18 protein-coding genes are annotated in these 20,659 nt (G+C 30.0%); 11 read left to right on the plus strand and 7 right to left on the minus strand.

The annotated features are described in order from the left end of the window. The first annotated feature begins 358 nt into the window (after positions 1-358). Positions 359-1,006 (plus strand): alpha/beta hydrolase, encoded by a 648-nt coding sequence (locus EQ921_RS12290; RefSeq protein ID WP_128331868.1) that lies wholly within the window; start codon positions 359-361, stop codon positions 1,004-1,006. A 7-nt stretch (positions 1,007-1,013) separates the two neighbouring features. Here EQ921_RS12290 and msrA read toward each other — a convergent pair whose 3' ends face one another. Further along, complete coding sequence (gene msrA / locus EQ921_RS12295) at positions 1,014-1,661, minus strand: peptide-methionine (S)-S-oxide reductase MsrA (protein WP_128331869.1); 648 nt, start codon at positions 1,659-1,661, stop codon at positions 1,014-1,016. 237 nt (positions 1,662-1,898) lie between these two features. On the opposite strand from msrA, the gene EQ921_RS12300 reads away from it, so the two are divergent. From EQ921_RS12300 to hflX, 4 genes are all read left to right on the plus strand, one after another. Further along, positions 1,899-2,348, plus strand: a complete 450-nt coding sequence (locus EQ921_RS12300; protein WP_128153328.1) for a Fur family transcriptional regulator — start codon at positions 1,899-1,901, stop codon at positions 2,346-2,348. A gap of 4 nt (positions 2,349-2,352) precedes the next feature. Next, complete coding sequence (locus EQ921_RS12305; RefSeq protein ID WP_164875634.1) at positions 2,353-4,008, plus strand: LptA/OstA family protein; 1,656 nt, start codon at positions 2,353-2,355, stop codon at positions 4,006-4,008. Positions 4,009-4,053: 45 nt separating this feature from the next. Then, complete coding sequence (locus EQ921_RS12310) at positions 4,054-4,617, plus strand: DNA-3-methyladenine glycosylase I (RefSeq protein WP_128331871.1); 564 nt, start codon at positions 4,054-4,056, stop codon at positions 4,615-4,617. Positions 4,618-4,790: 173 nt separating this feature from the next. Further along, positions 4,791-6,011 carry a GTPase HflX gene (gene hflX / locus EQ921_RS12315; protein WP_128151885.1) on the plus strand — a complete coding sequence of 407 codons (1,221 nt, stop codon included), beginning with the start codon at positions 4,791-4,793 and terminating at the stop codon, positions 6,009-6,011. Positions 6,012-6,049: 38 nt separating this feature from the next. On the opposite strand, the gene EQ921_RS12320 is transcribed toward hflX, so the two are convergent. Both EQ921_RS12320 and EQ921_RS12325 read right to left on the minus strand, forming a co-directional pair. Next, entirely contained in the window at positions 6,050-6,586 is a 537-nt protein-coding gene (locus tag EQ921_RS12320; protein WP_128151887.1) for a hypothetical protein, read from the minus strand. A gap of 60 nt (positions 6,587-6,646) precedes the next feature. After that, entirely contained in the window at positions 6,647-8,707 is a 2,061-nt protein-coding gene (locus tag EQ921_RS12325; protein WP_128331872.1) for a hypothetical protein, read from the minus strand. A gap of 158 nt (positions 8,708-8,865) precedes the next feature. On the opposite strand from EQ921_RS12325, the gene EQ921_RS12330 reads away from it, so the two are divergent. From EQ921_RS12330 to EQ921_RS12340, 3 genes are all read left to right on the plus strand, one after another. After that, positions 8,866-9,792, plus strand: coding sequence for an ABC transporter ATP-binding protein (locus tag EQ921_RS12330; protein WP_128151891.1), 927 nt, complete (start codon positions 8,866-8,868; stop codon positions 9,790-9,792). After that, entirely contained in the window at positions 9,789-11,096 is a 1,308-nt protein-coding gene (locus tag EQ921_RS12335) for an ABC transporter permease (RefSeq protein ID WP_128331873.1), read from the plus strand. The genes EQ921_RS12330 and EQ921_RS12335 overlap by 4 nt, the downstream gene beginning before the upstream one ends. Positions 11,097-11,203: 107 nt before the next feature. Then, positions 11,204-12,559, plus strand: a complete 1,356-nt coding sequence (locus tag EQ921_RS12340) for a nucleoside permease (protein ID WP_128151895.1) — start codon at positions 11,204-11,206, stop codon at positions 12,557-12,559. 13 nt (positions 12,560-12,572) lie between these two features. Here EQ921_RS12340 and EQ921_RS12345 read toward each other — a convergent pair whose 3' ends face one another. The 3 genes from EQ921_RS12345 to secD all read right to left on the minus strand — a co-directional run bounded on the left by EQ921_RS12345 (position 12,573) and on the right by secD (position 16,421). Beyond that, entirely contained in the window at positions 12,573-13,130 is a 558-nt protein-coding gene (locus EQ921_RS12345; protein WP_128151897.1) for a phosphatase PAP2 family protein, read from the minus strand. A gap of 2 nt (positions 13,131-13,132) precedes the next feature. Then, positions 13,133-13,423, minus strand: coding sequence for a twin-arginine translocase TatA/TatE family subunit (locus EQ921_RS12350; protein ID WP_228427606.1), 291 nt, complete (start codon positions 13,421-13,423; stop codon positions 13,133-13,135). A 136-nt stretch (positions 13,424-13,559) separates the two neighbouring features. Beyond that, complete coding sequence (secD, locus tag EQ921_RS12355; RefSeq protein ID WP_128151900.1) at positions 13,560-16,421, minus strand: protein translocase subunit SecD; 2,862 nt, start codon at positions 16,419-16,421, stop codon at positions 13,560-13,562. 220 nt (positions 16,422-16,641) lie between these two features. Between secD and EQ921_RS12360 the strand changes: the two genes are divergently transcribed. From EQ921_RS12360 to EQ921_RS12370, 3 genes are read left to right on the plus strand one after another with little or no spacing between them, the layout of a single operon-like run. Next, a complete protein-coding gene (locus EQ921_RS12360) occupies positions 16,642-17,190 on the plus strand; it encodes an L-threonylcarbamoyladenylate synthase (protein WP_128153329.1) in 549 nt (182 codons plus the stop codon). A gap of 15 nt (positions 17,191-17,205) precedes the next feature. Next, positions 17,206-18,624: a CCA tRNA nucleotidyltransferase gene (locus tag EQ921_RS12365; protein WP_128331874.1), complete on the plus strand. Its 1,419-nt coding sequence runs from the start codon at positions 17,206-17,208 to the stop codon at positions 18,622-18,624. A gap of 7 nt (positions 18,625-18,631) precedes the next feature. Further along, a complete protein-coding gene (locus EQ921_RS12370) occupies positions 18,632-19,201 on the plus strand; it encodes a hypothetical protein (RefSeq protein WP_128151904.1) in 570 nt (189 codons plus the stop codon). A gap of 95 nt (positions 19,202-19,296) precedes the next feature. Here the strand turns inward: EQ921_RS12370 and accC are convergent, their stop codons facing one another. Beyond that, the gene (accC, locus tag EQ921_RS12375; RefSeq protein WP_128151906.1) at positions 19,297-20,652 is read right to left on the minus strand and encodes an acetyl-CoA carboxylase biotin carboxylase subunit; all 1,356 of its coding nucleotides are present in this window, start codon (positions 20,650-20,652) and stop codon (positions 19,297-19,299) included. Positions 20,653-20,659 lie beyond the last annotated feature (7 nt).

Consider the following 20,659-nt stretch of genomic DNA (forward strand, 5'->3'; position numbering starts at 1 on the left):
TTTTATTTATCTTTTTTAATTCTATTTCTACTACTCAATAAAAACCATTATAGTTATATCTATAACCAATTCTATACCTAGCTCTATCGCTCTGATGGTTTTTGAATAATTCAATTTTTTTTATATTCTCTCTTTAAGACTCAATATTACTGTTTTTATATTCACATCAAAATAGGATTTATTATATTTGTTTATAAAAAAATTATAATATAATGGAGCAGGTTATTAATTATCAAATAAATAATAAAAATAGATTAAATCCCATAATGTGTTATAGTTTATTTTATTAAATTTTTATTGCTCACCAACACTGACATATGTGTATCTCTGGTTTTTAGTTGAAAATTAATTTTTTAATATGACAATATATTTATTTAGTGGTTTAGGTGCAGATTATCGAGTATTTTCTCAATTAGATTTATCTGTTTTAAGTGATAAAATTATCCATATAAATTGGATTCATCCATTATACAAAGAAAAAATAAGTGATTATGCTTTACGAATTATACAATCACAAATAACAGATGATTCATGTATATTTATAGGTGTTTCTTTTGGAGGTATAATGGCAATTGAAGTAGCTAAACATAAAAAACCTTTAAAGATTATTTTATTATCAACCATAAAAACTAAAAATGAATTACCTTTTTACTACAGGTGGTTTGGTAATTTAAAAATACAAAATTTAATACCTGATATGTATTTTCTTAAAGCTCATTCTTTATTGTTTTACTTTTTTGGAATAACTGAGAAGAAAGATAAAATTATAATGTCTCAGATATTAAATGATACAGATATAAAATTTACCCGTTGGGCAATTGATCAGGTTATTGGATGGGACAATAAAAATATTCCTGATAATTTGGTCCATATACATGGTTCTAAAGATAAAATTTTCCCTGCAAGATATATTAAAGTTGACCATATGATTACTAATCAAGGGCATTTTATGATACTCTCTGATAGCACTTCAATACAAAATATATTAATTCAAACTATAAATTAATTTTAAATTATTTATCTTGAAATTCAGGCTTAAGTTTATAGTAAAATTTAGATTTAAATTTTTGAATTTTTGGAGATATTACCGATTTGCAGTAGGGTAAAAATTGATTTTGTTTATAGTATTGCTGGTGATAATCTTCAGCCGGATAAAAATTAGCAAAAGGGCTTATTTGAGTTACATATTTACCAGACCACAAATCCGTTTTTTCTGATTTTTTAAGTGATTCTTGTGCTAGTATTTTTTGTTCTTCAGATCTGAAAAATATAACGGATCTATATTGAGTTCCTACATCTTCAAACTGTTTATTTAATTGAGTAGGGTCATGTAAAAACCAAAAAACGTCCAATATTTCTAAAAAAGAAATTTCTTCTGGATCATATTCAATTTGTACTACTTCAGCGTGGCCGGTTGTTCCACTGGATACCTCTTGATAAGTAGGATATTCATTGTTTCCTCCAGAATATCCGGATGTTACTTTATAAACTCCTTTTAACATTTCAAAGCACGGACTTAAACACCAGAAACATCCACCACCTAAGGTGGTTTTCTCCAGTTTTTTTCCACTGTTTTCTGAGTTTTTATCTTGTGGTTGATTAGTTTGGCAACTAACGAAAAACAAGAATATAACAAAGAAAAATTTAATAAACTTTTTCATCTCGGAATGCATTATTTAAGAGCATTTATAGGACAACTTACTCTAGATTAATAATTATGCTCATAGGTTTAATCAAAAATTATACTAAAAATGATTTTTTAAGTTTTTTTTTTAATTTATTACTATTTTTTTTAATTAACTATAATAATAATCTATAAAAGTATTTATTAAATGGTATTGTATACAAATATTCATATTTTATTTATTGCTATATTTGCAGTAATAACCAGTTTAGTTATGAATACAGAAACTATCAATAAAAATATACAGACAGTCAAAGAAGTTTTTCGTAAATATTTGGAAGACAAAGGTCATAGAAAAACTCCTGAAAGATTTGCAATAGTTGAAGAAATATATTCAACAGATGAGCATTTTAATATAGATTGGTTGTATATGAGAATGAAAGAAAAAAATTATCGTGTAAGTAGAGCTACAATTTATAATACTATAGAAATTCTTCTTGATGCCAAGCTTGTTAAAAAACATCAGTTTGGTGATGGATTGCAAGCTTTGTATGAGAAATCTTATTTTGCCAAACAACATGATCATATTCTGATGTTAGATTCCGGTGAAGTTATAGAGTTTTGTGATCCTAGAATACAAACCATTAAAGATTCTTTAGAAGAAATATTTGGAATTGATATAGAAAGTCACTCGTTGTATTTTTATGCAAAAAAGAAAGCTTAAATTAATGAGAGTTATATTTCTCTTTTTTTTATTTATACATAGCTCTTTGCTAATTTCTCAGGTAAAATTACCAGTTAGTAAAAAAAATTCTAAAGCTGAAAAAATTCGTTTGGTTAATGCTGATTTGGAAGAAGTTAATGAAATGGTTTTTAACGGAAATATGATATATTCCGGAAATGTTGTTGCAGAGCATGAAACTTCAAAATTAAAAGCAGATTCTGTTATTTATTTTCAGGATAAAGAGACAATAGAGGCAAGAGGAAATATACATTTTGTTGATAAGGGATCTTCATTGGTATGTGAGAGATTAACTTATGATGCAACGACTCGATTGGTAACAGCTTACGATAATGTCAAATTAGTAACTCCTGATCAAACGGTTGAAACGGATAAAATGTTTTATGATGCAAACGCAGATATTGCTTATTTTGATAACTGGGGAACTATTTATAAAGGAAAAGATGTTACCAGAACTAAAGTGGGAATATACTACGTTAAACAAAATAGGATAGAATTAGGTGAAAGCTCCATACTGGAATCTCCTGATTACAGAATTGAAGGTTCATCAATTAAATATGATTCTAATACGGGGCTTGCTGTCTTTGATCAATTTACTCGTATTAATAATAAAAAAGATTTTTCCGTTTATGTGACTGGTAGCAATGGAACGTATAATACCAAAACAAAGGAATCATTTTTAAAGAAAGACGGGAGAGTTAATTATCAGGGTAAAGTTTTAACTGGTGATGAGTTATATTTTAATGAGATAACGGGATTTGGTAAAGGAATTAAAAATGTTAAAATTGAAGAACCTAAAGAAAAACGTTTTATAATAGGAAATTACGGAGAAGTATACCAGTTTAAAGATTCAGCTATAATTACCGGCAGACCTTACATGGTCAAAGCATTTACAAAAGATTCACTTTATTTGCATTCTGACACTTTAATAGCTACACAGGATATCAATAAAAAATCCATAATCAGAGGATATCATAATGGACGAATCTTTAAATCTAATCTTTCAGGTAAAAGTGATTCATTAGTGTATCATGAGTCTATAGGTAGGATAGATTTTTATAAAAAACCTATTTTTTGGTCTTCAGGTGGTCGACAATTAGTAGCAGATACCTTATCCGCATATATGAATATTAAAACCCAGGCAATTGATTCTATTTATGGTAGAAATCATGCATTTGTAATTAGCAAAGTAGACTCACTTTCGCCTAAGTTTGAATTTAATCAGGCAAAAGGAAGGATGTTACATGCCTACTTTGAAAATGAAGAATTGCATTTTGTTGATTTACAAGGAAATGCTGAATCAATAACCTACGTTGAGGAGGAAAACTCAAAAACCCATGAAAAGGTAAGGACAGGAATTTCACGCTCCATATGTGGAATATTGCAAGGTGAATTTATAAATAGAAAAATGGATATCGTTTCTTGTCAGATTAATGCCGAATCAAAAATTTATCCGGAAAGTAAAGTACCTAAACGGCAAAGATATTTAGAGGAATTTGACTGGAGTGAAGAAGAACAGTTACATAAATGGCAGGATATTTTTCCAGATGTTTTAATTTATGATAAGAATAAACCTAAAAAAACAATTGAAGAAATATTAACAGAAGAAGAACAGGAATCAGAAACAAAAGTAAATAAATAAATACAATTTTGTAAATTGTAACCAGGCAAAAAATAACTAATAAAGATGAAACAAAGATGTGCTTGGGTAGGTTCAGATGAAATCTATAAAAATTACCATGATTATGAATGGGGGGTTCCGGTTCATGATGATAAATTAATGTTTGAATTTCTTATACTTGAAGGATTCCAGGCTGGTTTAAGCTGGATAACCATATTGAAAAAAAGAGAAAACTTTCGTAAAGCTTTTGATGGATTTAACTTTAATCTAATTGCTGAATATACACAGGAAAAGCTTGATTTACTTATGCAAGATGAGGGAATCATACGTAATAGGCTAAAAATAAATTCTACTGTTATCAATGCTCAGAAATATTTAAAAGTACAAGAAGAATTTGGAACATTTTGCAATTATATTTGGGATTTTGTAGGTCACAAATCAATTATTAACCATTGGAAAAATAGTTGCGATGTGCCAGCATCCACTGAATTATCGGATAAAATATCTAAAGATTTAAAAAAACGTGGATTTAAATTTGTCGGAAGTACCATTATATATGCACATATGCAGGCAGTTGGTATAGTTATGGATCATACGACAGATTGTTGCTGTTATCCAAAGGCTTTGTAATATTTATATATATTTTAGCTAATATTTTTATTGCATAGTTTTTGAAATTGTTTAATCAAACCTTATAAAATGTAAAATAAAACTTTCACACGTTTAATTAATGATTTATTTAAGATAGAATAAATTATAATAAATTGACTGCATTAAAAAATAAAAAAAGTAGAAAAACATTTATGTTAGAAAAAAAAGAAAACGTTTATGAAAAAGCTATTCTCGTTGGTTTAATAACTCCTAGTCAGGACGAAGAAAAACTTTCAGAATATATGGATGAACTTGAATTTTTAGCGAATACAGCAGGGGCAGAAGTTTTTAAAAGATTTACACAAAAATTAGATAAACCCAATCCGCGTACATTTGTTGGAACAGGAAAGCTTGAAGAAATACAGCAATTTGTTTCTGAAAACGAAATAGATACAATTATTTTTGATGATGAATTATCACCTTCACAATTAAAAAATCTGGAAAAAGAATTAGATAAAAAAATTATTGATAGAACTAATCTAATTTTGGATATTTTTGCTCAGAGAGCTCAGACGTCTTACGCCAGAACTCAGGTTGAGCTGGCCCAATACGAATATTTACTTCCTCGTTTGACCAGAATGTGGACACACTTGGAAAGACAGAAAGGAGGTATTGGAATGAGAGGTCCAGGAGAAACGGAAATAGAGACAGACCGTAGAATTATCAGAGATAGGATATCTTTACTTAAGGAAAAGCTTAAGGCTATTGATAAGCAAATGGCTACACAGAGAAATAACAGAGGAAAGCTGGTACGAGTAGCATTGGTTGGATATACCAATGTTGGTAAATCAACAATTATGAATGTACTGAGTAAGTCAGAAGTTTTTGCGGAAAATAAACTTTTTGCGACTTTGGATACAACCGTGAGAAAGGTAGTAATTGGCAATTTGCCATTTTTGTTGACAGACACCGTAGGATTTATTAGAAAATTGCCGACTCAGTTAGTTGAATCTTTTAAATCAACTCTGGATGAAGTCAGAGAAGCGGATTTACTTGTTCATGTAGTGGACATATCCCACGGTAGTTTTGAAGATCATATCAATTCAGTTAATATAATTTTAGCTGAAATTGAATGTGCGGATAAACCAACCATTATGTTATTTAACAAGATAGATAATTTCACTTATGAAAAGAAAGATGAAGATGATTTAACTCCTGTAACCAGAAGAAATTATTCTTTACAAGACTGGAAAAAAACATGGATGGCTAAATCACAATATCCTACAGTTTTCATTTCAGCTTTAACTAAAGAGAATTATGAAGATATGAAAAAGCTTATTTATGAAAAGGTTAAAGAAATTCATACTAAGCGATTCCCATATAATGATTTCTTATTTGAATATTATGATAATGAAGGGAAAGAAGTGAATTAAAATAAAAAAAGAGATTGATTTTCAATCTCTTTTTTTATTTATTTTGCCCGGTTACAGTAAATTCGCCAATTAATTAACATAGCTGTAGGAAAACTTTTCCTGATTCTTTTCAAATCAGCCTGACCAGATTCCTTTTTAAAATAATCACCTGCTAAGAGTCTCCAGTCTGGACGAAGATAACTTTTTTCAACGCGCAATTCAGGAAATTCATTTCTAAACTTAGACATTAAATCATTAAAATCCTGTTCGGTCTTAGCTTCTCCTACTTTTATCATAAATCCCGGTATATCGTTTCTCTTTCCACAAACACTTTTAGGAGTAGTCGGTCTGGTAGGAGTTTTTTTACCGGTTCCTGTTCCTGCATTAGAGTTATTGGAAGAATCGGAATCTGAAGAATGAGCCATTGAGGCTAAATTTTTACAGATTTGGCCATCATCAATCATTTTTAAAATATCTTGTTCCCCACTTATAGAAAGTCTTCCTCCTGTAGCAGAATCAATTTTAATTATAGTTTCCTGAGCATTACAAAAATAAACACAGGCAAAGAATAATGTTAAAAAGAAAATTTTTTTCATGATTATTTATAATAATGCAAAAATAATGTTTTCTATCTAATTATTATATTAAAGGAGTATTTATTTAAATAAGTTAAAAGTTAATTTCATGTATAAGTTATTACTAAACTCTTTTTCACTATAAGCACCTAGTCTGTAATAAAATCCTAATCCAAAATTAGAAATTAATCGATTTACTTCAATTCCTGATTCGTGATAATAGTTATCAGGAACACATAAATATGTAAATGCATGAATATCTTTATGTTCTAATCTTCCCAAAAGCGCATTATAAACAATAGCAATAGATATTTTTTTTGTTTCCCAAAGTTTTATATCAGGAAAAGTATGCGTTAAAAAAACTGTAAAATACTGAGTTGCAAAAAAATTATCGGCAGGTAAAGTTTCAAGAGAACGTACTCCTTTCGCTGAAAATCTATCAAATATATTTTTACCCGATTTTGCATTTCCAAAACTTCCGTAAGAGTTCCAAAGTGTTGTTTCACCTTTGATTATTCCACTATTAACAAATATATTACTTAATCCCCATTTATTTTTAAAAGATATATCAGTTGAAAAATCTAATTTATGATAATCAAAATCAGAATTTATGATTTTCCAGGTTTTAGAATAAGTCAGGTAAAAATATATAGGCTTATCATCTAGTACTTTTTTTCCTTCAGGTGTTTGCATATAAGTAGCAAAAGGTGCATATTTAATATTTAATGAAGTAGATAATTGGTTAAACCAATGGGTACTTTTATATGTTTTATAATTATAATTAAATTCGCTTTTTTGTAATTGATAATCAATATTTATGGAAGTGGTAAAGTGTTTTAGTATGTCTTGTTCATAAGAAATTTCTGCTTTTCTATAATCATAAAATACTGGATTTTGTAAAAAGTTCAATTGATCTTTAATCTGATTCATCGACCGTGGATATCTTGAAATATTTTTGGAAAAGGGATTTACATCTGATGCTAATTTAAATTTTAATTTTCCATCATATTGCTTGTTGATAAAGAAAGTAATTCCAGCGCCTCCTTTAAGATTATTATTTTTAGTTCCTAAAGCTGTATAACCGTATAAACTGTAATTTTTATTAAAATTATAATTGGTTCTTCCACCTAATTGAAACCTGAAACCTTCAAAATCATTATAGGATAAGGCATTTTCAATATCCAGATTAATTTTACCCAAAGAAAATTCTCCTTTTTTCAAAGTGTTCATCATTTTCATATTTTTTTCAATTGGAAAAATATCAAAAAGTGAATGTGTTGAGCTATAGGTATTACTTTCTCTTTTAGTAAGAGAATCTTTTCTATAAATTGAAATTTTACTTTCTGTATCTTGATCAAAATTCTTGTCAAGTTCATATGAATACCCGCTAAAATCTTTTTTTGTAAATTTATTTTTATCAGTAAAATCATGTACAGTTGATTCAACAACTATCCAGGGAGTAATGATTATTTTTTGATTTATACCTTTCATAAATTTAGACAGATCAAAAGAATACAGCTTAAATTTATTAATTTTATTTTTCAGATACCAGACGCTTTGATAATTTTCCCATGTATAATCAAAATATCTTGTAAACTCATCTGAATATTCAATTCCTGAATAATGAACAAGAGCATAACTAGATTTATCAATAAATAATTTACCTCTGCTTCCATTAATTAGAAGCTTTTTTTTAGAATTAAAAGAAATCACGTAGGTATCTCTGTTGTTTAACAACAAACTATCAGTGAGATAAAAATTATATAAATAAAAATTTTTTGTCAATACATCTGGATAATTTTCTTGATTAATTATTTGATCTGGTATATCATAAAATGGCTCTTTAAATCCAGATAATTTATTAGCAATTATATTACTTTTCTTTCCGTATTTTTTATCAAATTTATGTTCTGAAATTCTTTCACCTAGAATATATAATTCATCAAATTTAGGATCGGGTAAAGAAATTGAATCTATATGTGAAGAAAAATTATAATTAAATTCATCAATATAAAACTTATCATAGGCAAAATATTGATAGGAACTCAAATAATCCGTAGAATTTAGTTTGTGTTGTTCACGGGTTTTTTCCAAAAGCTTATATACGTTGATTTGAGCTTCAAGAAAAGAAAAATTACTCATTAAAATTACAAAAAACAATAACTTAAAAAGCAGTAATTTACAGATATACATTTTACCAATATTAGTTAGGCAAATATATAAAATTACTAATAACGGTAATTTTTCATAATGTAGGGAACTTTTTAGTAATTTTGAAAGACTAATTATATAAAAAATTAATGGATTACTTTATTCAGGCTAAAAATATTACACGTGCTTATGAAGATAAAATAGCCTTAAACAATTTCAGTATAAATATACCTAAAGGTTGTATTTATGGAATATTAGGTCCCAATGGTGCAGGAAAGACTACTTTTATAAGAATTATAAATCAGATTACGAAACCGGATAGCGGAGAAATATTATTTAATGGAGAACCGTTGCAAGAAAAACATATCTCACAGATAGGTTATATGCCGGAAGAACGTGGGTTATACAAAAATATGAAAATTGGGGAGCAGGCAATATATCTGGCTCAATTAAAGGGAATGAGCAAGAAGACTGCTAAAATGAAATTAGAATATTGGTTTGATAAATTACATATTGAAAAGTGGTGGGATAAAAAATTGAGTGAGTTATCCAAAGGAATGGCTCAAAAAATACAATTTGTAGTTACGGTTTTGCATGAGCCTGAATTATTGATTTTTGATGAGCCTTTTAGTGGTTTTGATCCTGTTAATGCTAATTTGATAAGGGATGAAATTTTAGAACTTAAAGAAAAAGGTACTACCATTTTATTTTCTTCTCACAGAATGGAATCGGTAGAAGAATTATGCGATAATGTTGCTTTATTGAACAATTCTGAAAAAATTTTAGATGGTTCTGTTAAAGACATAAGGCATAAATTTAAAGAAGGAAAATTCAAAGTATCTCTTGCAAATATTGTTTCTGATAAAATTAATAATTTCAGGCTTCTAAGAAGCTTAGAAAATATATCTCAGGATGAAGATACGTATTCTTTTACAGTTAAAATCTCAGACCGTGAAGACTCAAAAACTTTGATCAATGAATTATCAGAGATAGGAGATATTATTTCATATTATGAAGAAATACCGAGTATGAATCAAGTATTTATAGATGCAGTTAAAACTAACAAATATATATGAAAAATATACTTTTGGTAATGAATAGGGAGTTTTTGACTCAAGCCAGAAAAAAATCCTTTATAATAATAACTATTTTAGCTCCTATTTTAATTTTATTGGCTGGAATAATAGTTGCTTATATGGTTAAAATTAATGAAACTAATTCCAAAGTAGCAATTATAGACGTGACAAATCAATTCTATCCAGAATTTAAAAGTGACGAAAAACATACATATAATTTTTATGAACAAAAGGATTTAAAAGCATTAAAAGATTCTTTAATAAAAGGTAAATCTATTGATGCGCTCCTTTATATTCCGGATGTACATGATTCTCTTTTCAATAATCTGGAAACTCATATTCAGTTTTACACCAATAAAAATCTTAATAAATCATTATTATTTTCCATTGAGTCTAATATCAATAAAGTTATTGAAAATAAAAGAAGAATTCAATTAGGACTTAAAAAAGAAGATATTCAGAAATTATCTTCAAACATTTCCTTAAAAATAATGAATTTAAAGGACGGTAAGTCAGATATAAATTCATCAGTTAAAGACATATTGGCTCTTTCACTGATGTATGTTATATTAATGTTTATAATCATATATGGTACTCGGGTTATGAGAAGCGTGATGGAAGAAAAAAATAACCGGGTGGTAGAAATAATTATTTCATCAGTAAAGCCTTTTGAACTTATGATGGGGAAAATACTAGGAACTACACTGGTAGCACTTACCCAGTTTAGTATTTGGATTATGATGACCATGGTTTTACTTTTTGCCGGACAGATATTTTTAGGAAAAGAATTAATGATGAATCCTCATCAAAACGGAATAAACGAATTAATTAATTATGATGCTCAGGTTCAGGTAAAAAATACAATAGATGGTCTTTTAGGTTTAAACTATCCATTAATAATTTTTGTTTTTTTATTTTTCTTTTTAGCAGGATATCTGTTTTATAGCTCTTTTTTTGCGGCAATAGGTGCTGCCGTAGACAATGACACGGAAACACAACAATTTATGCCGATAATTGTAGTTCCACTAATGCTAGGAGCTTACGGGTGTATTACTATTATAAATAATCCCGAAGGTCCTGTAGCTTTCTGGTTAAGTATGATTCCTTTTACATCTCCGATGGTCATGGTAACCCGTGCTTTTTATGGAATTCCGGCATGGCAACTTATTATTTCAATTATAATTATGATAATTTCTGTTTTTGCAATGATATATTCTGCAGCAAAAATTTATAGAATAGGAATATTAATGTACGGTAAGAAAATCAGTTTTAAAGAATTGATCAAATGGGTAAGACAATCTTAATGAAACCTAGAATAAATCATAAATATTTGTAATCTTTACCTGTAAAATATTTATATATTAGCAAAATTAGAAATAGGATTATTTGCATATAATTAAAAACAGCTAAAATGAGTATAAAACTTCGTTTGATTATTTTGGTTTTCCTTCAGTTTTTTATTTGGGGAGCATGGATGATTACCATTGGAAATTATTGGTTTGAGACCAAACACTGGGGAAATATTGAATTCGGAGCCATATTTTCGACCATGGGTATAGCCTCTATTTTTATGCCTACTTTATGTGGTATTGTTGCAGACCGATGGATTAACGCTGAAAGATTATATGCAATCCTTCATACACTTGGAGGAATTACATTTCTGGCAATTCCATTTATAGAGACCTCATCTACATTTTTCTGGGCAATTTTAGTAGCAATGATATTTTACATGCCAACCATAGCATTAACTTATTCTATATCTTATAATGCTCTGGAAAAAAATAACCTGGATATTGTAAAGGATTATCCCCCTATAAGGGTTTGGGGTACTATAGGATTCATTGTAGCTATGTGGGTTACTAACCTATCAGGGAATAAAGCATCAGGAAATCAATTTATAATAGCAGGAACAGTTGCCATATTATTAGGTATTTATTCTTTATCATTACCAAAATGTCCCCCACAAAATAATACATCTCAAAATAAATCACTGGTTCAGATTCTGGGACTAGATGCTTTTTCATTGTTTAAAAACTATAAGATGATGTTGTTTTTCCTGTTTAGTATGTTTTTAGGCGCAGCATTGCAGCTAACCAATGCATATGGAGATACATTTTTGTCTGATTTTGGATTAATAGGAGAATACCAAAACTCTTTGATAGTAAGATATTCTACACTTATTATGTCAATATCTCAGATTTCAGAAACCATGTTCATACTAGCCATTCCTTTTTTTCTTAAAAAATTTGGGATTAAAAATGTTATGCTTATTAGTATGGTGGCCTGGGTTTTTCGTTTTGGATTATTTGCATTTGGTGATCCTACTCAGGGACTGTGGATGCTACTATTGTCGTGTATAGTCTATGGTATGGCATTTGATTTCTTTAATGTTTCAGGTTCACTTTTTGTTGAATCAACGACTAATGCTAAGATAAGATCTAGTGCTCAAGGTTTATTTATGATGATGACTAATGGATTTGGTGCAATATTCGGAAGTTTGATTAGTGGATTTATAATTCAAAAGTTTTTTACTTTAGAATTTACACAGGTAAATGATTTGCTTTCATACTTACATACAGATTTGAACAATCCAGCTATTAAAAATCTCTTATCAGGAAATGAATTCGGAGAAAATGGTATTTTGAAAAATCCCGTTGAAATAAAAGAATGGAAAAATATATGGATTACGTTTGCCTCTTATTCTCTAATTGTAGCCGTATTGTTTGCTGTACTCTTTAAGCATAAGCATAAACCGCAGGATCAATAAATTAATTAATTTGTTAAGGTTTTATAATAAATTTTTGTGATTTACTAAATAACCATCCGATAAGGATTCCTACCAATATACCTGTTATAATATCCAATGGGAAATGCACTCCCACATAAATTCTGCTGTATGAAACTAATGCAGCCCACGAGAAAAATAAATAAGTAGAATATTTGTGTTGCTTCTTAAATAAAGATGAAAGATAAACTGCTAAACCAAATGAATTTGCTGCATGGGCAGAAAAAAAACAATAATTACCTCTGCATCTATCAATAACCAATCGGAAAAGTCCATCAATTTCCTGATTTTTACATGGTCTTGGACGTTTTATCCAATGTTTAATTAATGAAGCAAAATTATCTGTAATTAAAATCATTAAGCCAATACTTAAGCCAATTAAGAGAGCCTTTTTCCATCCAAATTTTTCTATTACTATAATAAAAATCATTAGATAGACTGGTATCCAATAGTATTCATTGGTCATAAATAACCAGAATTGATCAAAGTTGGAACTTCCCAGATTATTTAAGAATAGGAATAGCTCAGTATCCCAACGTACAAATGTATTCATAGTTATCTTTTTACCGGGCCGTCAAAAGAATCATCCAGCATGTCATCAACGGTATTTTTGGAATCCTGTATAGTTTCTTCCATTGTATTTTTCGCCTCTTGAATTTCATCCTCAATTTCTTTAACAGCACCGCTCTCTTCAATTTGAGACATCACTTCTCTTTTTATATTATCAGTAGCATCTTTCATGGCTCTAACACCTTGGCCTAAGCCACGGGCAATTTCTGGAATTTTATCTGGACCGAATAACAATACGGCTACAAAAATAATGACAATAATTTCTCCGAAACTCACAATTTGAATTTTATTTTTACAAAGTTACATTTTCTAAATTATATATAAATGCACATAGTTTAAAATTATTAACTAGCTATAAATAAAAAAGGACTCAATTGATATTGAGTCCTTTTTTTATAATTTAGTATTAATATTAGTTTTTTGCTAATTTAGGTTCCGTTTCTTTATCATAACTATATTTGGTTAAATCATAAGAAAGAGCCGAAGCTATATAAATGGAAGAATACATACCAAATGTAAATCCTAAAAATAAAGCAAACATAAATCCTTGTAAGCTTTCACCTCCAAAGAAGAAAATTATTACAGTTACCATAATGGTGGAAACCCCCGTGTTAATAGTTCTTCCTAAAGTATGGTTAATAGCATCATTATACAATTCTTCCAGAGTCATCAGGTGATGAACGTTATTTCTTTTATTTTCTCGGATCCTATCAAATACAATTACTGTATCATTAATAGAGTAACCAATAATAGTAAGAATAGCAGCTATAAAAGATTGATCTATTTCTACAGAAAACGGTATAATTTTAACCCAGCTAAGTACTGAGAATACACCCATTACTATTACAGAGTCGTGTAGTAAAGATATAACAGCACCTGTAGACATTTGCCAGTTTCTAAATCTGACAAGAATATAAATAAATATACCTCCTAAAGCTATGGATACAGCAATAATTCCACTTCTGACTATTCCGCTGGCAACAGTTGGTCCAACCTCAGAAGCTGATTGAATACCATACGGAGATCCTTTAACAAAATTATCTTTAGAATAGTTGGCAGGTAAAAAACTTTTAAGACCTTCATATAATTTTTCTCTTATTACAACATCTATATTCGGATCGTTACTATCCATACCGTATTTAGTTGTAATTCTTACCTGATTACTTTCCCCGTATTGTTTTGCATTAATATTATTAGATTCTCCGTTCTTTACAAAAAGTTTTTCTAAAGAATTTGAAATTTCTTCAGGATGAATATTTTTTTCCAGCTTGATTACATATGTTCTACCTCCCGTATAATCTACCCCTTTGTCAAAACCTTTAGTAAAGATTGATGCAATAGCAATTATCATTAAAATGAATGAAAAAATGTAAGCAAATTTTCTTTTTTCCATCCATTTGAAATGAACATTAGTAAACCAGTTTTTTGTTATGTTAGTAGTTAAAGAGAAAGTTTTCCCTTTATCCATAGCGCCATAAATAAGCATTCCGGTTATAAATATTGCAGTAAATAAAGTACAGAATATACCGATAACTAAAGTAACAGCAAATCCTTTGATAGGACCGGTGCTGAACAGCAAAACTATACCAACGATAAGGGTAGTAAGGTTTCCGTCAATGATGGCAGCCAGCGCATGCTTTTGACCTTCCATGAAGGCTTGTTTTAACGGTTTACCCAATCGTAATTCTTCCTTGACCCTTTCAAATATAATAATGTTCGCATCTACTGCCATGGCCATAGATAGAACGATACCTGCAATACCCGGAAGAGTGAGGACAGCTCCTGTAGAAGCCATAATTCCGATTAAGAAAAATAAATTTATTATTAAGGCAATATTTGCGTATAAACCAGCTTTACCATAATAAAATAGCATCCATGCTAAAATAAATACATAAGAAACAACAATAGATAATAAACCATTGTTAATGGATTGTTGACCTAAAGTTGGACCTACGATTTCAGATTGAATAATTTTAGCTTTGGCTGGTAAGTTTCCGGATTTTAGTACGTCTACTAAGTCATTTGCTTCCTGTTCACTAAAATTACCGCTGATTATGGACTGCCCGTTAGGAATTTCAGTATTGACATTTGGTGCGGTATATACTACTTCATCTAATACTACTGCTATAGGTTTTCCAATATTTCTTTTAGTAAGATCTTTCCAGGTTACTGCACTTTCTGGACTCATCTGCATACTGATTTGTATACGGTTAAATTGGTCGAAAGTTATATGAGCTTCCGTTACAGCTCCAACTAAAGGTGCTTTGTTATTTTTTGTACCTCTTATAGCATATAATTCCAATTCGTTAGGAAAACGAGAATCAGGTTTTGAAGCCCATAGGAATTTAGAATATTTTAATGATACAGGTAATAATTTTTTAGCTTTATCTGAGAAAATTATTTGATTAACAGCAGCTGTATCCTGAATTTTAGCAACAGCTACAGCATTTGAACGGTTAGATGGAGCTAATAACGCAGATAATTTATTATTTGCAATTTTTTGATTAGCATCCATTAAATAAGCCCAGACTGAAGCTTGATCAAAAACTTCCCAAAACTCAAGTCTTGCTGAAGTTTGTAAAAGTTTTTTAACACGATCTGCATCTGTTACCCCGGGTAGTTCAACTAAAATTCTACCGGTTCCGGGAACCCTTGCAATGTTAGGTTCATCAATATTTAGTTTTTTTATACGAGCTCTAATTACATCAATAGCTTTATTGACTTTAGACTCGACAACACCGGAAATATATTTTTCTACATTAGCATCAGAAGTGTTATACTGAATTTGTCCGGATAAATCTTTTGTCCCGAAAACATCAGGAGAAGATAATTTTAAATCAGGTTGCCCTAATTCTTTTTTAGCCGATTCAAAAGCCTTGAAAAAGTTAGATGTATAGGTTGCATTAGATTTGACTTCCTGAGAAGTTGCAATATCCAGTGCTTTTCTGAATACAGGATTTTCAGAATTGTCTGCTAAATCTAAAAGTAAATCTTTTTCAGAAATTTCAAGCAATAAATTTAAACCTCCTTTAAGGTCTAATCCAAGCTTCATTTCTTTCTTTTTAGCATCGAAATAATTTAATTTAACAATTCCTAGATTCAGTGTGTCTTTAGCTAATTTCTCAAGCTCTGTTCTTTTACTGGCCTCAGTTCCGTTAGATAAACTATTTGCTTTAGATTCAATACGGTTAACATAAAATGTCGGAAATAATTCCGCCAGACAAATTAACGAAAGAACAATAGCAAAAAATTTAACAAATCCTTTTCCTTTCATTGTGAAATTTTAATATGTATAATATTTTTATTTTAGTCTGCAAATATAGCAGACTATTTCATGTCAGCCAATTATTTATAAGTTTTTTTTATACTGCTTTATAAATAAATAAGGAGGAATATTAACTCAATGTTAAATGAATTAAAAAAAATAATATTTGTATTTGAAAAATCATATCCATTTATATATTTGCATTTTTAATTTTATAATGAAGGAAGAAATAGAAAGAGCAGTAGAAGTCTTAAAACAAGGAGGAATTATTCTTTACCCTACAGATACAATATGGGGTATAGGCTGCGATGCTACTAATGAAGAAGCTGTAAATAAAATATATAAATTAAAAAATCGGGAGAAGGGTAAAAACTTAATACTATTGGTTGAGAATGAAAGACGGTTGCAAAACATTGTTGAAGTACCTACATTAGCCTGGGATTTAATTGATATGTCCGAAAAACCGTTAACTATTGTTTATGATAACCCTAAAAATTTACCTCCAAACTTAATATCTGAGAATAATACAATAGGAATAAGACTCACTAAAGATGAATTTTGTAAGAAATTAATATCTAAGTTAAATAAACCGTTAGTGTCTACTTCAGCTAACTTAAGTGGACAGCCATCTCCGGAAAAATTTGACTCAATTTCAAGTAAAATTTTGGAAGGTGTGGATTATATAATAAATTTGCGCCGTGAAGAAAAAAGTTTGTACCCGGGATCTTCGGTGATACAACTTTCTGTAGATGGAAAAATTAAGATAATAAGAGAATAAGAGAATAAATATTTCATGGATTTAACTCAGGCTATACAAGCACCTATATTTAAACAGCTATCAAAAATTGCAAGTGAAAAAAAGCAAAGAACTTTTGTCATTGGTGGTTTTGTTCGTGATTATTTATTAGGTAATACTGAGGCTAAAGATATTGATATAGTTACTGAAGGAAGTGGAATAGAATTAGCTACTATTTTAGCTGAAACTTATAAGCCTAGACCCAAGGTTTCCTATTTTAAACGTTTCGGTACCGCTATGGTCAATATAAAAAATTGCGATATTGAATTTGTAGGTGCCCGTAAGGAAAGTTATACTCCCGACAGTCGTAAGCCTTTTGTGGAAAACGGAACTATAGAAGATGATCAAAAAAGAAGAGATTTTACAATAAATGCCTTAGCAATAAGTCTAAATGAAGATGATTACGGAATGCTTATTGATCCGTTTAATGGATTAAATGATTTAAATAACAAGATTATTCGTACACCCCTAGATTCTGATATAACTTATTCTGACGATCCTCTTCGTATGATTAGAGCTATTCGTTTTGCTACAAGATTAGGTTTCCAAATTGAAGAAAAATCATTCGAAGCTATAAGAAGGAATGCCGTACGTTTTGATATTCTTTCCAAAGAAAGAGTTGCAGATGAATTTAATAAGATAATGATGACTCCTCAGCCAGGTATAGGACTTAAATTGTTATTCGAAGCAGGGCTTCTGGAAAGATTTTTGCCGGAACTTACCGATTTGCAGGGAATTGAAGAGATTGAAGGACAGAAGCATAAAGATAATTTTTTTCATACATTGGAGGTAGTGGATAATATAAGTCAAACAACTGATAATTTATGGTTACGTTGGGCGGCATTACTTCATGACATTGGTAAAGCAAGAACTAAGCGTTTTGATAAAAAAATAGGTTGGACTTTTCATTCCCATGAATTTGTTGGTAGCAAAATGGTCGTTACTATATTTAAAAGATTAAAGTTACCTCTGGGCGATTCTCTCAAATATGTCCAGAAACTAGTACAATATAGTTCCAGACCAATATCGTTAATTACCGATGATGCCACTGATAGCGCATTAAGACGTTTACTTTTTGATTCTGGGGATGATATGGAAGATTTGTTTCTTTTGTGTAAAGCAGATATCACGACAAAGAATGAAAAAAAACAGGCTCAATTTAAAAAGAACTTTGAATACGTAGAGCGAAAGATTAAGGAAGTAGAAGAAAAAGATAAAATACGAAATTTTCAACCTCCTATCTCAGGAAATGACATAATGAATACATTTGAAATTTTAGAAGGAAAACAAATAGGAATAATCAAAGAAGCGATAAAAGAAGCAATATTAGAAGGAGTTATAAAAAATGAGTATAAAAATTCATTCGATTATATGTTAGAATTAGGAAAAAAATTAAATTTGAAACAAAAAAACTAAACTCAGTATGATTTATAAAATTAGAGTAATCCTTGAAACCGAAGATGACGTTTTTCGGGATATTGAGATTAAAGAATTACAAACTTTGTGGAATTTGTACGAAGGTATTAAAAGCGCTTTCAGTTTACAAGGAGATGAGTTAGCTTCATTTTATAAATCTGACGGAAACTGGAACCAGGGGCAAGAGGTTCCTTTAGAGGATATGTCAGATGAAGGTGATGGGGAAACAATGTCTGATGTTTATATCAAAGAAGCTTTTTCAAAAGTAGGAGACCGAATGCTTTTCGTTTACGACTTTATGAAAATGTGGTCATTTTATGTAGAATTACTGGATATAGTTGATAAAAAAGCTATAGGGAATTACCCTCTGACAGTGTACAGATTTGGGAAAATGCCATTGAAAGCACCAGATAAAAAATTCTCTTTATCTCCAGATATAGATGATTTTGGAGGAGTGGATGATGTAGATCTGGATATCAAATTTGAAGATGAAACAGAAACGTTTGATGATGAAGAAGAAGATACTTACGAAAATCATGATGCTGAAGCCATTTCTGATGAAGATGATGAAGATTAAAAAATAGAAATAACTTTTATTATAAAAGTTATTAAATCAAATAAAAAAGCTGCTAATTGATTAGCAGCTTTTTTATTTTAAATATATTTTTAAATTTAATGATTGTTATAATTTTCATCAAGTATAAAATCTTCCATAAATTTAGTCGTGTAATTACCGTCAATAAAATTAGAATCTTCCATTAATTGTTTATGAAGAGGTATAGTTGTTTTAACACCCTCAATATAAAATTCATCAAGAGCTCTTTTCATTTTAAGTATTGCCTCATCTCTGGTTGGAGCAGTAACAATAAGCTTAGCAATCATAGAGTCGTAAAATGGAGGTATTTTATAACCAGAGTATACATGAGTATCTATACGTACACCATTTCCTCCAGGAATATTCAGTCCGGTAATGGCTCCCGGGGAAGGTCTGAAGTCATTATAAGGATCTTCAGCATTTATTCTGCATTCAATAGAGTGAAGTTTAGGGTAAAAACTATGTTTCGGAACTTTTGTTCCCCCTGCTAATTCAATTTGAAGTCTTATAAGATCCAGATCGGTTATTTGTTCAGTAATTGGATGTTCCACCTGAATACGGGTATTCATTTCCATAAAATAGAAATTACGGTGTTTATCAACTAAAAATTCAATAGTACCTACACCTTCATAACCGATATATTCAGCTGCTTTTATAGCCGCTTTACCCATCTCTTCACGAAGTTCATCAGTCATGAAAGGGGAAGGAGTTTCTTCGGTTAATTTTTGATGCCTTCTTTGTACAGAACAATCTCTTTCAGATAAGTGAATAGCTTTTCCATATTTATCTCCGGCAATTTGAATTTCTATATGTCTGGGTTCTTCAATAAGTTTTTCCATGTACATACCACCGTTACCAAAAGCAGCTTCGGCTTCCTGAACAGCAGATTCCCATGATTTAGTAAGGTCTTCCTCTTTCCAGATAGCACGCATACCTTTTCCACCACCACCTGCTGTAGCTTTAATCATCACAGGATAACCAATTTCTTTCGCTATCTTTTTAGCTTCTTCGTAAGACCCGATAAGTCCTTCAGAACCAGGAACGGTAGGAACTCCAGCTTCTTTCATTGTTGCTTTTGCTGAAGCTTTATCACCCATTCTATCAATATTTTCAGGTGTAGCACCTATAAATTTAATTCCCATTTTTTGGCAGGATCTGGAAAAATTTGCATTTTCAGATAAGAATCCATACCCAGGATGTATTGCATCTGCATTGGTTATTTCAGCTGCAGCCAAAATATTTAATGGGTTTAAATAAGAATTTTTACTGGCCGCAGGACCAATACAAACTACTTCATCTGCAAATCGAAGATGCAGACTTTGAGCATCAGCAGTAGAATAAACAGCAACAGTTTTTATTCCCATTTCTTTAGCAGTCCTGAGAATTCGCATAGCAATTTCCCCTCTGTTTGCAATCAGAATTTTCTTAAACATAAATCAA

Origin of the sequence: Apibacter sp. HY039, from assembly GCF_004023655.1 — a bacterium.
Taxonomy (GTDB): domain Bacteria; phylum Bacteroidota; class Bacteroidia; order Flavobacteriales; family Weeksellaceae; genus Apibacter; species Apibacter raozihei.